At 61.8% G+C, this 12,569-nt stretch carries 16 protein-coding genes; 8 read left to right on the top strand and 8 right to left on the bottom strand.

Features of this window, described 5'->3' with window-relative positions:
- The first annotated feature begins 100 nt into the window (after positions 1–100).
- From DHB74_RS12320 to DHB74_RS12295, 6 genes are all read left to right on the top strand, one after another.
- Positions 101–1,030 (top strand): ABC transporter ATP-binding protein, encoded by a 930-nt coding sequence (locus tag DHB74_RS12320; protein WP_036990929.1) that lies wholly within the window; start codon positions 101–103, stop codon positions 1,028–1,030.
- Complete coding sequence (locus DHB74_RS12315; protein WP_036990926.1) at positions 1,027–1,761, top strand: ABC transporter permease subunit; 735 nt, start codon at positions 1,027–1,029, stop codon at positions 1,759–1,761. The genes DHB74_RS12320 and DHB74_RS12315 overlap by 4 nt, the downstream gene beginning before the upstream one ends.
- A 17-nt stretch (positions 1,762–1,778) precedes the next feature.
- The gene (locus tag DHB74_RS12310) at positions 1,779–3,623 is read left to right on the top strand and encodes a GldG family protein (protein WP_280165284.1); all 1,845 of its coding nucleotides are present in this window, start codon (positions 1,779–1,781) and stop codon (positions 3,621–3,623) included.
- A gap of 11 nt (positions 3,624–3,634) precedes the next feature.
- Positions 3,635–4,612, top strand: coding sequence for a DUF4340 domain-containing protein (locus DHB74_RS12305; RefSeq protein ID WP_036990919.1), 978 nt, complete (start codon positions 3,635–3,637; stop codon positions 4,610–4,612).
- 224 nt (positions 4,613–4,836) lie between these two features.
- Positions 4,837–5,046 (top strand): cold-shock protein, encoded by a 210-nt coding sequence (locus tag DHB74_RS12300; RefSeq protein ID WP_036990917.1) that lies wholly within the window; start codon positions 4,837–4,839, stop codon positions 5,044–5,046.
- Complete coding sequence (locus DHB74_RS12295) at positions 5,043–5,342, top strand: hypothetical protein (RefSeq protein ID WP_036990916.1); 300 nt, start codon at positions 5,043–5,045, stop codon at positions 5,340–5,342. The genes DHB74_RS12300 and DHB74_RS12295 overlap by 4 nt, the downstream gene beginning before the upstream one ends.
- 10 nt (positions 5,343–5,352) lie before the next feature.
- Here DHB74_RS12295 and trxC read toward each other — a convergent pair whose 3' ends face one another.
- From trxC to rlmF, 8 genes are all read right to left on the bottom strand, one after another.
- Positions 5,353–5,793, bottom strand: coding sequence for a thioredoxin TrxC (gene trxC / locus DHB74_RS12290; protein ID WP_177173407.1), 441 nt, complete (start codon positions 5,791–5,793; stop codon positions 5,353–5,355).
- A 40-nt stretch (positions 5,794–5,833) separates the two neighbouring features.
- Positions 5,834–6,217, bottom strand: a complete 384-nt coding sequence (locus DHB74_RS12285; RefSeq protein WP_036990914.1) for a hypothetical protein — start codon at positions 6,215–6,217, stop codon at positions 5,834–5,836.
- Positions 6,218–6,228: 11 nt separating this feature from the next.
- Positions 6,229–7,032, bottom strand: a complete 804-nt coding sequence (locus DHB74_RS12280) for a putative RNA methyltransferase (protein WP_499161602.1) — start codon at positions 7,030–7,032, stop codon at positions 6,229–6,231.
- Positions 7,032–8,171 carry a succinyl-diaminopimelate desuccinylase gene (dapE, locus tag DHB74_RS12275; RefSeq protein WP_499161601.1) on the bottom strand — a complete coding sequence of 380 codons (1,140 nt, stop codon included), beginning with the start codon at positions 8,169–8,171 and terminating at the stop codon, positions 7,032–7,034. The genes DHB74_RS12280 and dapE overlap by 1 nt, the downstream gene beginning before the upstream one ends.
- A gap of 82 nt (positions 8,172–8,253) precedes the next feature.
- Positions 8,254–8,586 (bottom strand): YgaP-like transmembrane domain, encoded by a 333-nt coding sequence (locus DHB74_RS12270; protein ID WP_136869135.1) that lies wholly within the window; start codon positions 8,584–8,586, stop codon positions 8,254–8,256.
- A gap of 72 nt (positions 8,587–8,658) precedes the next feature.
- Positions 8,659–9,432 carry an OmpA family protein gene (locus DHB74_RS12265; RefSeq protein ID WP_036990911.1) on the bottom strand — a complete coding sequence of 258 codons (774 nt, stop codon included), beginning with the start codon at positions 9,430–9,432 and terminating at the stop codon, positions 8,659–8,661.
- A 37-nt stretch (positions 9,433–9,469) separates the two neighbouring features.
- Positions 9,470–9,859, bottom strand: coding sequence for a DUF4398 domain-containing protein (locus DHB74_RS12260; RefSeq protein ID WP_051611082.1), 390 nt, complete (start codon positions 9,857–9,859; stop codon positions 9,470–9,472).
- Between the two features lie 220 nt (positions 9,860–10,079).
- Entirely contained in the window at positions 10,080–11,063 is a 984-nt protein-coding gene (gene rlmF, locus DHB74_RS12255) for a 23S rRNA (adenine(1618)-N(6))-methyltransferase RlmF (protein WP_499161600.1), read from the bottom strand.
- A gap of 222 nt (positions 11,064–11,285) precedes the next feature.
- On the opposite strand from rlmF, the gene tcdA reads away from it, so the two are divergent.
- On the top strand, positions 11,286–12,062 hold the full coding sequence (tcdA, locus tag DHB74_RS12250) for a tRNA cyclic N6-threonylcarbamoyladenosine(37) synthase TcdA (RefSeq protein WP_499161599.1): 777 nt from the start codon (positions 11,286–11,288) through the stop codon (positions 12,060–12,062).
- Between the two features lie 201 nt (positions 12,063–12,263).
- The coding region (locus tag DHB74_RS12245; protein ID WP_499161598.1) for a contractile injection system protein, VgrG/Pvc8 family at positions 12,264–12,569 on the top strand (306 nt) is incomplete at its 3' end.

Genomic DNA, 12,569 nt, shown 5'->3' with positions numbered 1-12,569 from the left:
ATGTCCTTTTCCCGTGCGCTGGTAATCAATGTATCCTTGCGCTTTGCGGCACGCGCCTGATTGCGACGCGCCAGTATTCCGGGGGGAAATGGAAGAGGCCATGATAAAGATAAACAGCCTGACCAAACGCTTTGGCGACCACGTCGCCGTGGACAATCTGTCCTTTGAGGTAAAACCGGGGGAAGTCCTGGGCTTTCTCGGCCCGAACGGTGCCGGCAAGTCCACCACCATGAAGATGCTCACCGGCTTTCTCACGCCGGACGGTGGCAGTGCCTCCATCTGCGGGTTCGATATCCGTACCCAGATTCTTCAGGCCCAGCAGCAGATGGGCTATCTGCCCGAAGGCGCACCCTGTTATGGCGACATGCGGGTGAAAGGCTTTCTCGAATTCATTGCCGAGGTCCGCGGATTGCGCGGCGCTGACAAGCAGCGCCATGTCGCGCGCGCGGTCGAGCAGGTGGAATTGCAGGGGGTACTCGGGCAGAGCATCGATACCCTGTCCAAGGGTTTCAAGCGCCGGGTCGGTCTGGCCCAGGCGATTCTGCATGACCCAAAGGTGCTGATTCTCGATGAGCCCACCGACGGGCTCGACCCCAACCAGAAACACCAGGTGCGGCAACTGATCCAGCAGCTGGCCAGCGACAGCAACAAGATCGTGGTGATCTCCACGCACATCCTCGAAGAAGTCAGTGCCGTATGCAGCCGCGCGGTGGTGATTGCCCGTGGCCGGTTGCTGGCCGACGGGACGCCCGACGAGCTGGAAGCCCGCTCGAAGTACCATCAGGCGGTGACCGTGCTGTTGCAGCAGCCAGTGGACAGCCAGCCATTGCTGGCGCTGCCGGGGGTGAAAGAGGTCGAAGTCGAACATGGTGGGCACCAGCTGACAGTGATTGCCGAGCCGGATGCGGTGATTTTTCCGGCGGTGGGCGAATATGCGCGTCAGCAACAGTGGCAGGTCAAGGAACTGTCGGTGGAGCGGGGACGTCTGGACGATGTCTTCCGCCGCCTGACCGCGGAGGAGGCCGCATGAGTAGTCTTGGTGTGATTTTCAAGCGTGAGCTGGGTAGCTATTTCGCCACCCCGCTGGCCTATATCTTCATCGTCATCTTTCTGGTGCTGTCGGCGGTCTTCACCTTCTATCTGGGTGGCTTCTACGAAGGCGGCCAGGCGGATCTGATCCCCTTCTTCAATTTCCATCCCTGGTTGTACCTGTTTCTGGTGCCGGCGGTGGCCATGCGGCTGTGGGCCGAGGAGCGCAAGTCCGGCACCATCGAATTGCTGATGACCTTGCCGGTATCGCGTACCGACATGGTGCTGGGCAAGTTCCTGGCCGCCTGGGTGTTCGTCGGTATCGCCCTGGTACTGACATTTCCGATCATCATCACGGTCAACTACCTGGGCTCGCCGGATAACGGCGCCATCTTCACCGGCTACCTGGGCAGCTGGCTGCTGGCTGGCGGCTACCTGGCCATCGGATCGTGCATGTCGGCATTGACCAAGAACCAGGTGATCGCCTTCATTCTCAGCGTGGTGGCCTGTTTCGTGTTTATCGTCAGCGGCTTTCCGCTGGTGCTGGACTTGTTCAGCGGCTGGGCTCCCCAGTGGCTGCTGGACGCCATTGCCTCACTCAGTTTCCTGATTCGCTTCGATGCCATCAGCAAGGGCGTGCTGGATCTGCGTGACCTGCTGTATTTCATATCGCTGATGGCGGCCTGGCTGCTGGCCACCGCGATCGTCATCGACCTGAAAAAGGCCGATTGAGGCAAGGGAGAACAACAATGAAACGACTGATGTATTCAGGTACCGGGCTGCTGGTACTGCTGCTGGCCTTCATCGCCTTCAACATGGCTACTGGGGTATTGCTGCCCGGGGCCCGACTCGATCTGACCGAACAGAAACTATTCACCATCTCCGATGGTACGCGGGAGATTCTGGAAGAGCTGGATGAGCCGATCACGCTGTACTTCTTCTTCTCCGACCGTGCCAGCAAGGACATGGTGGTGCTGCGCAACTATGCCCGCCGGGTCGAGGAAATGCTCCGCGAATACGAGCGTGTGGCTGGCGGTAAACTGAAACTGCAGATCATCGATCCGCAGCCCTTCTCCGAGGCCGAGGACCGTGCCGCCGAATTTGGCCTGCAGGCCGTGCCGCTGACCCAGAGTGGCGATCAGCTGTACTTTGGTCTGGCCGGCACCAACGAACTGGCCCAGCGGGAAATCATCCCGTTCTTCGCCCTGGAGCAGGAAGGACTGTTGGAATATGAACTGAGCCGGCTGATCAACAGCCTGGCGCAACCGGAAAAGCCGCAGATCGGGCTGATTTCCGGTTTGCCCATGGCCGGCGGCATGAATCCGATGAGCGGCCAGCCCGGCGCGCCCTGGGTCGCTTTCGAGCAGATGCAGCAGATGTTCAGCTTGCAGGAGCTGGAGGCCGACATCGATACCGTGCCGGAGGAGATCGAGGTCCTGTTGCTGGTGCATCCCAAGACCCTGAGCGAGGCGGCATTGTTGGCCGTCGATCAGTTCGTGCTGCGCGGCGGCAAACTGCTGGCCTTCATCGATCCGCTGGCCGAAGCGGACCAGAGCATGGAAGCCATGATGGATGGCATGGCCGACGGTAAATCATCTGATCTTGGCCCGCTGCTGAAGGCCTGGGGCGTGGGTTACAACCCGGAACAGGTGGTGCTCGATGCCCGCCTGGGCATGTCGGTCAGTCGCGGTCAGGGACAATTGCCGGCGCGGCATATTGGTTGGCTGGAGGTTGAGCCGCAGTTCATGAGCCGCGACGACACCGTCACCGCGCCGTTGCAACTGCTGACTATTGCTACCGCCGGCGCGCTGCAGCCGCTGGAAGGGGCGAGCACGCAGTTCCTGCCGCTGCTGTCGAGCAGTGCCAACAGTGCGCTGGTACCCAGCAGCCGCTTCAGCCGCATGCAGGACCCGGAAGTGCTGCTTAACGGCTTCCAGGCGGATGATCAGGTCTATCATTTCGCGGCTCGGTTGCAGGGCCCGGCCAGCACGGCCTTTCCGGATGGCCTGGAAGGTCGTGACGTGGAACTGACCGAAGCGGACAACATCAACGTGCTGCTGATTGCCGACACCGACCTGCTCACCGACCGCATGTGGGTGCAGGTGCAGGACTTCTTCGGCCAGCGTGTTCCTCAGCCCTGGGCTGACAATGGCGGCCTGCTGATCAACGCGCTGGATAACCTGTCCGGTTCCGAGGCGCTGATCAGCGTGCGCTCGCGGGGCGATTTCAGCCGGCCGTTCACCGTGGTGGAGGATCTGCAGCGCAAGGCCGAGCGCCGCTACCGCGCCAGCGAGCAGCGCCTGCAACAGCAGCTGGAACAGACCGAGCAGCGCCTGCGTGAGCTGCAGCAGGGTCAAGACCCATCGCAGTTGACCGAGCTGAGTGCTGAGCAGGAGCAGGCGATCCAGGGTTTTCTCGATGAGAAGCTGGCGATCCGCAAGCAGCTGCGCGACGTGCGCTATGAGTTGAACGCAGATATCGAACGCCTGGGCAATCAGCTCAAGATGATCAATGTCGCCTTGGTACCGGCTCTGCTGACTCTTGGTGTGCTGCTGTGGTGGCTGGTTGGCCGCGCGCGCCGTCGCGCGGTCTGAGGAGGATAGTCATGCGTAACAAACCTTTGATCTTCACGGTGGTACTCACAGCGATACTGGTGGCGCTGGCGCTGAATATGCGCGGTCAGGACCGGGTCGCCGACCTGTCCAGCCGCGATCTGCTGTCGCCGATGCAGGAGAAGCAGTTGCCCGCGCTGGAGCGTATCAGCCTGACGCGGGGCGAAGGGCGGGTCGAGCTGGCACGGCATGATGACACCTGGGGTGTCGTCAGCCACGCCGGCTTCCCGGTCCAGCAAGAACGCCTGGCGGCGTTGCTGCACGCTCTGCGCGGCGCCCGGGTAGTCGAGGAAAAGACCAGCAATCCCGAGCATCACGCGCGTCTGGGGCTGGAGGTGGCTGCGGACAGCGAAGCGCTGCAGGTCGACCTGCACACCCCGGAGCTGGATTTCGGAGTGATCTATGGCGACCGGGTGGGCAACGGGCAACTGGTGCGTTTCATTGACAATGATCAGGTGCTGCTGCTCAACCGGCCGCTGAGCATCTCGGTCAGCCCGCTCGATTGGCTGGCGCTGAAGGTCGTCGATATTCCCATGCAGCAGGTCGCGACGGCCCGCTGGACTCATGCCGACGGCGAAACCCTGGAGCTCGACAAGCGCGCTGAGGGGGATTACAACCTGCGCATGGTCGGCCTGGAAGCTGATCAGCAGAGCGGCAACGAGCGCTGGATCAACAGTATGGTATTGGCGCTGATCAACCTGACGGCGCAAAACGTGGCGCTGCGTGAAGATATCGCCTTGGCCGAGCCCATGCTGCGGATGCAGGTAACCACCTGGGCCGGCGCCGAGCTGATGGCTTCGCTGCATGACATCGAGGGGCGCTACTGGCTGGTGATCGACAACTACACTGCAGCCGAGGCTGAGGAAGACCCATTGCAGGTTAATGCCGATTCGCGCTGGGCCTATCAGATCGGTATCGGTCAGGTGGAGAACCTCAACAAGCGGCAGGCCGATATCGTACGTTCCCCGTAGCACAATCTCCCTTGCAGGTCGGTCATGTTTGGCTAGAATCGAGTCACGGCCTCTATAAACAGTATTCCAAACTGGGGCGCGTCCGGTTGTACGGCGAGTCCCTTCATGGGAGCGACGCCGCGTCAGGTTCGCACCAGCTACCGAATCAAGGTTGAACGGAGTGTCGTTATCGCCACTCCGGACTTCCCGGGTGGTGGGTCATTGGTGATGTGGAGATTGTGGGAATGTCTGATCGGCAAACCGGTACGGTTAAGTGGTTCAACGATGCCAAGGGTTTTGGCTTCATTCAGCGTGACTCGGGGCCGGATGTGTTTGTGCACTTCCGTGCCATTCGCGGCGAAGGGCACCGCACTCTGGTCGAAGGCCAGAAGGTGGAGTTCGATGTCACTCAGGGGCAGAAGGGCTTGCAGGCAGAGGATGTAGCCGCCCTTTGAACGTCGCCGAGGCGAGATCGTCCTGGTATTGTCTGGCGCTGGGCGACGGCCTGTTGGCTACTGTCCCGCTGAGCGATATCGAAGACGCCTTCCGGCAGCTGCATCCGGCCGAAGCTCCACCGGGTGCAGCTGTTTTCAGCCGTCACCGTCTCGATGGCCTGCAGTGTCAGGTCACAGTCTATTTTTCCCCGGCGCTGGCTGGGCTGGCGCGCAGCTTCAATGCCCATCCCTGTGGCGTGCCCGAAGGCCATGACCTGGAATTACTGGTGGGCTCAGCCCAGGCTCTCACTCGCTGATTCCGCGTAATCAGGCGCTTGGCAGATTGCCATCCAGCCAGCGCTGAAAATCCGACGGCGGCAGCGCGCCATTGAGGCGGGCCACTTCCTTGCCACGGTGCATGATCAGCAATGTCGGGATGCTGCGAATAGCGAAGCGTGCCGCCAGCTCCTGGGCAGCTTCGGTGTCGACCTTGGCCAGGCGGGCGCGGGGTTCGATATTGCCTGCGGCCTGGGCGAACACCGGTGCGAATTGCTGGCAGGGCCCACACCAACTGGCCCAGAAGTCCACTACCAGGGGCAGATCGGCATTGGCATGGGCATTGAAATTGGCGCCACCCAGATCTACCGGGGCGCCGCTGAACAGCGCTTCCTTGCAGGCTCCGCAGCGGGGCGCCTGATCAAGCCGTTCGGCAGGCAGACGGTTGCGGCGATGGCAATGTGGGCAGGCCAGGGTCATGGGTTCGCTCATGGGCGGGCTCCTCTGCAATTGATCTGGGCAGACGCTGCGCTCAGGGCTTGAGCGCCCAGGTGAATTCCTCTTCACCAGCGACGGTTACCTTGTACCAGCGGTCGGCATCCGCTTCGCCATGTTGCTCTTCCCAGCCGCCGATGGAGCAACGTACTTCCCGGTTGAGCCCGTGAGCTATGGCGCGGGCGCACTCGAGGTCGGTGGCCCAGGGAGTGCGATCGCTCTCGAACCAGATGCTCGCCCATTTGCCGGCCGCCTTGCGCACTATCATCAGTGGAATCGCAGCGTCGCCATGCAGGGTGCCACGGCGAGTGGTGCCGGACCAGGGGCCCAGGTCGAGGCGGCCGACCTGCTGCTCCAGCCAGGTGCCCAGCTCCTCCAGAAACTCTTCCTTCAGATAGATCTCGATATCCGGTTGGCGCACGCAAATTCCTCTCAGTGACGTTGCAACATGACCATGCGCATGGCGACTTCCAATCCGGCAACGCCACTGTCGCGCAATGCCTGCTGGCGATCAGGGCGGCTGCGAAAGCCGTGGGGCGTCATGCCGATCAGGTTATCCAGAGCGGTGGGGTCCAGATCCAGAGCATAGCGCAGGACCTGGTCATTGACGATCTCCAGCCCCTCGGGCAAGACCTTGATCAGCTCCGGGGTGGGGTGAATGCTGTCGTACAGCTTTTCACGCAGGGCCAGCAGATGATCGGCATGGGGGCCGACCAACAGGAGGTGGCCGCCGGGCCGTAGCACCCGCAGGCATTCATCCCAGGACCAGGGGCTGAATACACACAGCGCGGCATCCAGGCTGGCGTCGGCCACCGGCAGACGGGCGCTGGAGCCCACCAGCCACTGGATGTCGCGATTGCGTCGACAGGCCTTGATCACCGCGTCCTTGCTGATATCCAGCCCGGCGCAGCCGGCCTGCGGCAGGGCGCGGGCCAGACGATCGGTGTAATAACCTTCGCCGCAACCCATATCCAGCACGGCGGCAGGTGCCTGCTCACTGAACAGCCGGTTGATCTCGTCGCTGACCGGCTGGTAATGACCGCCGTCGAGGAAGGCTTGGCGGCAACCGAGCATGGCCGGGGTGTCACCGGGTTGACGGCTGTTCTTGTGCTGCACCAGCAACAGATTGAGATAACCCTGGCGGGCCTGGTCGTAACTGTGACCATTACCGCAGGCCCAGGTGCGATCCGTAACCTGCAGCGCCTCGTGGCAGTGGGGGCAGATGAGTTGCAGCATCAGCTGAGCAGCTCTTGCAGGGTGGCCTGGTAGATATCGGTAAGCGTTTCCAGATCAGCCGCGTTGATATGTTCGTTCAACTGGTGAATGGTCGCATTCACCGGCCCGAGTTCGACCACCTGGGTACCCATGGTGGCAATGAAGCGCCCATCGGACGTTCCGCCAGAGGTGGATGGCTGGGTTTCACGGCCGGTGATCTGGCGGATTGCCGCAGCCACACCATCCAGCAATTCGCCGGGTTCGGTAAGAAAGGGCTGGCCGGACAGGGTCCATTCCAGCTCGTGGTCCAGGCCGTGGCGGTCGAGAATGTCGACGACCCGTTGCTGCAGCCCGGCTACCGTGGACTCGGTGGAGAAGCGGAAGTTGATCAGCGCTTCCAGCTCGCCCGGTACCACATTGGTGGCACCCGTGCCGGAGTGGATATTGGAAATCTGGAAACTGGTAGGCGGAAAGAAGGCGTTGCCCTGATCCCAGGTCTCGGCTGCGAGCTCTGCCAAAGCCGGTGCGGCCAGGTGGATGGGGTTGCGTGCCAGATGTGGATAGGCGACATGGCCCTGTTTGCCCTTGATCAACAGGCGGGCGTTCAACGAGCCACGGCGGCCATTCTTGACCACGTCACCCACCTGCTCAGTGCTGGAAGGCTCGCCGACGATGCACCAGTCCACCTTTTCGTCCCGGTCGACCAGAGTCTGTACCACCTTGACGGTGCCCTCGGTCGCTGGGCCTTCTTCATCGCTGGTGATCAGGAAGGCAATCGAGCCGCGGTGGTCGGGGTGGGCGGCGACAAAGCGTTCCACAGCCACCACCATCGCCGCCAGGCTGCCTTTCATATCCGCTGCGCCACGCCCATACAGCATGCCATCGCGGATGATTGGCTCGAAGGGCGGATTATCCCATTGCTCCAGCGGGCCGCTGGGTACCACATCGGTATGGCCGGCGAAGCAGAGCACTGGCGATTGGCTGCCGCGGCGTGCCCAGAGATTGTCTACCTCACCGAAACGCAGGGACTCCAGGGTGAAACCACAGGCGGCCAGACGATCGCCCATCAGTTGCTGGCAACCGGCATCGTCCGGGGTGGTGGAATCGCGGGCAATCAGCTCGCAGGCGAGGGCAAGGGTAGGGGAGAGCGTGGTGGTCATGGTCGCTGGCCGGGTCTGAAATCGGCCGTCATGATAGCAGAGTTGAGTAGCACCACGCTCTCGTGTCAGTCGCGGACCCGGGCTACGGCTTGGCCGGATGGGTTTCGTGGCCCATCGGTGTGCTGTCCGGCAGGGCGGTCTGGCTGCGGAAGTCCGGGCTGTGGGTTTCCGAATCCAGGGGCATGTGACTGTAGCGCTGGATATTGGCCGAATCGTGCTTGTTCTCGTCCAGTATGCGCTTGAGTTCGCAGTGGCCAGTGGCGCCACGGAAAATGGCCATACCGCCCAGGGCCATCTGCAGCACGCCACTCAGGCCGCCGGTGCGCAAGCCATTGCCCAGCAGCGCGAGGCCACCGATGATCGAGGCGGCGCGCTCTGCGCCTTCTACATTCTTGGGTGTGGTCAGGTGAAGCATGGTAGGAGTCCTCTGATTGAAGAGCAGGGCAGCTCGCGTCGGTCAATTACCGAACGCGGCCCCCGATGGATGTCAACGCGCGGGCACTTGTTGCGCGTCATGGGAAATGGTGACTTCAACCCGGCGGTTCATCGCCCGGGAAGCCGGCGTGTTGTTGTCCGATACCGGGTGAGCCTCACCCAGCCCCACGGTCTGGATACGGCTGGCATCGACGCCCTCCTGCACCAGTGCGCGGCGTACCGAGTCTGCTCTGGCCTGGGACAATGTCAGGTTGTAGGCATCGGGGCCGGTGCTGTCAGTGAAGCCTTCGATCAGCACCTTGCGTTGCTCGTTTTCCTGCAGGAATTGCGCGAGCTTGCGCACACTGGAGTTGGCTGCCGGTTTCAACTCGGACTTGTCCAGATCGAACAAGACGTTGCTGAAGGTCACCACCGAACCACGGTCGGTCTGTTTGGCGTTCAGCTCTTCCTGCAACTTGCGGATCTGCGCATCGCGCGCCTCCAGGCGGGTGCGGGCCCGTTTCTCGGATACTCCTTCGAGTTCTTGTTCGGCTGAACGCAACGCTATGGTCTGGCGTGCCAGCTCGACCCGCCGCTCGGTCAGGTAGGCCAGGTGGTCGATTTCGTGGGGCTCGGCACCTTCCTTCTGGGCGAGCTCGGCGCGGCCGAGTGCGTCGCGCGCATCTTCGGTTTCGACGGCGGCGAGCTGCCGTGACTGTGGATGATTCTGCAGCTCGGTCACGTCCAGTCTTGCCTGTTCCAGATTGGGGTTGAGTTCATTGGAAGCACAGGCCGTCAACAGCAGCCCCATAGCCAGGCAGGCAGGGATGGTCAGTTGAGTACGCATGGGATCTTCTCCTTGCAATTGGATAGGGTGGCCGCAATCACTGCAGGCCGCGCAGGGTTTCTTCGCGCAGTTCCTGGGTGCCCCGTTCGGCTTCTCCCACGACCTTCAACGCCTTTTCCGCGCGGGCCTTGCGTTCAGCAACGCGGGCATCCCATTCGGCTTGTTCGGCAAGATAGCGAGCGCGCTCATACTCTTCGGCCACATTGGCCTGTTCGGCCTGGAGCATCTTTTCCCGTGCCTTGCGCAACTCCACCGGGGCGTAGCGGGCGCTTTCCGCGGTATCGGCGGCATTGAGCGCCTGCTGCGCGGTGGCAAGCTGGCTGGTTGGCGGTGGGGTGCTGGCACAACCAACCAGCGCTGCTGCAGCGCCGATGGTCGCGATGGCAATCAGATGTTTGGGGACGTGTAACAGAGCGTGATTTGACATGGTTCCGACTCCAGATTGAATGCATTGCGTCAACAATGGTTGCGGAAAACGAACTGTGCTTTCTTACTGGCTGGACCGGTCCGGGCCATGAGCATTGCGCTGCCAATGCGCTGTAATCGACCAGTGTGAGGCTGTTGCAATCACAGTGTGTACAGAGATTCTGACCGCCGGGGGTGGGGGCTGTTCAACAAAAACGTGCGGCTTGGCTGCGGTGGAAAGCTCAGATGACGGTGGATTCAGCCCAGCGGGCTTTGCGCCAGGCGCGTCGCTGTTTCTTATCGAGGAAGGTCCAGGCGAGCAATCGGCTGTGTTTTTGCCCTTGCGCCATGGGGATGACGCGAACGTTCGTGGTAGGTAAAGCGGCGAGCTGCTGCTGCAGCGCCGGCAGGTTGGCAGCCTTGGAAACCAGGCTGGTGAACCAGAACACCTGACCGGCCAGGGCGGCACTTTCATCGATCATGCGAGCCAGGAACCCGGCCTCGCCACCGTCGCACATCAACTCGTTGGCCTGGCCGCCGAAATTCAGTGCCGGCTGCCTGCCGGAGCGGTCCTTGCCGAGGTTGCGCCATTTGCGTTGGCTACTGGCACTGGCCTCGGCCTGACTGCCATGGAAGGGCGGATTGCACAGGGTAAAGTCAAACTGCTCATCGGCGCCGACCAGCCCGGTGAATATCCGGGATGGCACGGTCTGGCGGCGCAACTGGATACCCGCCGCCAGCCCTGGATTGGCTGCCAGAATATGCGCCGCATTATCGAGTGCCTGGGGATCGATATCAGCGCCGACGAAGCGCCAGCGGTATTCCACCCGGCCGAGCAGTGGATAGATCAGATTGGCGCCGGTACCGATGTCCAGGCCCATGAGTCGCTCGCCTGTGGGTATGTTGCCGTCATGACTTTCACCCAGCAAGTCCGCCAGGGCGTGAATATAGTCGGCGCGGCCGGGCACGGGCGGGCAGAGATAGCCATCGGGAATAGTCCAGTCGCGAACGCCGTACTGATGCAGCAGCAAGGCGCTGTTCAATACCGTCACTGCTCGGGTATCGGCGAAGTCCACCGTGGATGAACCATCCGCAGCCCTGATGATATGGGGCTTCAGCGCCGGGCAGGTACGGACCAGCGCATCCAGATCGTAATGGCCCTGGTGGCGATTACGCGGATGCAGGCCGGTTTTCTGCGGGCGACGCTGGTTTGGTCTGGTTGACATGGCTGGGTCTCTCGGGCAAGCGGATGATTGTCCCACAGCGGCGCGGGAGGATCATCCAGCTTGTGCACAATTAGCGTGGATGAATCTGTGGATAACCCTGTGATAGAAGGAGCGAGGCCGCATTCACGATGGTCTTGCGGGAACTGGTGATTTATTGACCAGCTGCGGATATCCACTATGGCCATGCGTTATACTGCGCGGTCTCATTTGTGCGAGGTGTACATGGCGATTGATGATCCCCGTTTCGGCGGTATAGCGCGGCTGTATGGTACCGAGGCGTTGGCTCGCCTGCAGGCCAGCCATGTGGCGGTGGTCGGCATCGGTGGTGTCGGCAGTTGGGCCGCCGAAGCGCTGGCGCGTACCGGGCTGGGCCGCATCACGTTGATCGATATGGATGACATCTGCGTCACCAACACCAATCGCCAGCTGCCCGCCATGAAAGGCAATATCGGCCGGTTGAAGGTCGAGGTGATGGCGGAGCGTTTGCAGGCCATCAACCCGGCCTGCGAGGTGCGCCCGATCATGGGCTTTGTGACGCCGGATACCCTTGCTGAATACATTACCGATGACATCGATTGCGTAGTGGATTGCATCGACAGTGTGGCGTCCAAGGTCGCGCTGATCGCCTGGTGCCGGCGGCGCAAGATCGGCATCGTTACCACCGGCGGCGCTGGTGGCCAGATCGATCCGACCATGATCAAGGTCGCGGACCTGTCGAAAACCGTGAATGATCCACTGGCAGCCAAGGCCCGCTCGCTGCTGCGGCGCGATCACAACTTCCCCCGGGCCGACAGCAAGCGCAGCTTCGGCGTGCCCTGCGTCTATTCCACCGAACAACTGCGCTACCCCAAGCCGGACGGCTCGGTATGCCAGCAGAAGACCTTTGTCGGGGAGGGCGTGAAGCTGGATTGTTCCGGCGGCTTCGGTTCCGTGACCATGGTCACCGCGACCTTTGGCATGGTGGCCTCCTCGAAGGCGGTGGAGAGGTTGCTGCGTTAGGCTGGCCTGAATATCCGGCCAGCCTGGTTTACCGTAGCCACCCAATAGCTGCGTAGCGCTGGTTTTTGACTGCGCGAAGAGATTTTCCGATAGCTTGCCAGTATTTTGCCAACTGACTCACAACCCTGTTTCCCAAGGGCGGCCTTGACGGCTGCGGTCTGATATAACGGCGACTTTGTTCGTCAGACAAGGGAATACAGGATGTTCGCCCCGGCCAATACCGCGCACTTCAGCCTCGCCATTCCGCGCCTGGAACATGACTTCAAGGTGCTGGCCTTCCAGGGCACCGAAGCCATCAGCCAGCCTTATTGCTTCGAACTGGACCTGGTCAGCGAACGGCCGGACCTGGATATCGAAGGGTTATTACATCAGCCGGCATTTCTCAGTTACGCCGGGCCGGACCAGGGCGTGCACGGCCTGATCCACAGCGTCGCCCAGGGCGAATCCGGCAAACGCCTGACCCGCTATCGCATCACCCTGGTCCCCCGGCTGGCCTATCTGCAGCAC

This window comes from Pseudomonas sp. G11-1 (genome assembly GCF_024031555.1).
Classification (GTDB): Bacteria; Pseudomonadota; Gammaproteobacteria; order Pseudomonadales; family Pseudomonadaceae; genus Halopseudomonas; species Halopseudomonas bauzanensis.
Note: the sequence above shows the minus strand (reverse complement) of the source record. Positions and strands in the feature narration are given on the sequence as shown.

Excerpts from the sequence above, each read along its gene's own strand:
- DHB74_RS12315 (WP_036990926.1), top strand. The coding sequence starts at position 1,027 with ATGAGTAGTCTTGGTGTGATTTTCAAGCGTGAGCTGGGTAGCTATTTC.
- rlmF (WP_499161600.1), bottom strand. The coding sequence starts at position 11,063 with ATGTCAACCAGACCAAACCAGCGTCGCCCGCAGAAAACCGGCCTGCAT.
- dapE (WP_499161601.1), bottom strand. The coding sequence starts at position 8,171 with ATGACCACCACGCTCTCCCCTACCCTTGCCCTCGCCTGCGAGCTGATT.
- DHB74_RS12280 (WP_499161602.1), bottom strand. The coding sequence starts at position 7,032 with ATGCTGCAACTCATCTGCCCCCACTGCCACGAGGCGCTGCAGGTTACG.
- DHB74_RS12300 (WP_036990917.1), top strand. The coding sequence starts at position 4,837 with ATGTCTGATCGGCAAACCGGTACGGTTAAGTGGTTCAACGATGCCAAG.
- DHB74_RS12260 (WP_051611082.1), bottom strand. The coding sequence starts at position 9,859 with ATGTCAAATCACGCTCTGTTACACGTCCCCAAACATCTGATTGCCATC.
- tcdA (WP_499161599.1), top strand. The coding sequence starts at position 11,286 with ATGGCGATTGATGATCCCCGTTTCGGCGGTATAGCGCGGCTGTATGGT.
- DHB74_RS12320 (WP_036990929.1), top strand. The coding sequence starts at position 101 with ATGATAAAGATAAACAGCCTGACCAAACGCTTTGGCGACCACGTCGCC.
- DHB74_RS12265 (WP_036990911.1), bottom strand. The coding sequence starts at position 9,432 with ATGCGTACTCAACTGACCATCCCTGCCTGCCTGGCTATGGGGCTGCTG.
- DHB74_RS12310 (WP_280165284.1), top strand. The coding sequence starts at position 1,779 with ATGAAACGACTGATGTATTCAGGTACCGGGCTGCTGGTACTGCTGCTG.
- DHB74_RS12270 (WP_136869135.1), bottom strand. The coding sequence starts at position 8,586 with ATGCTTCACCTGACCACACCCAAGAATGTAGAAGGCGCAGAGCGCGCC.
- trxC (WP_177173407.1), bottom strand. The coding sequence starts at position 5,793 with ATGAGCGAACCCATGACCCTGGCCTGCCCACATTGCCATCGCCGCAAC.
- DHB74_RS12305 (WP_036990919.1), top strand. The coding sequence starts at position 3,635 with ATGCGTAACAAACCTTTGATCTTCACGGTGGTACTCACAGCGATACTG.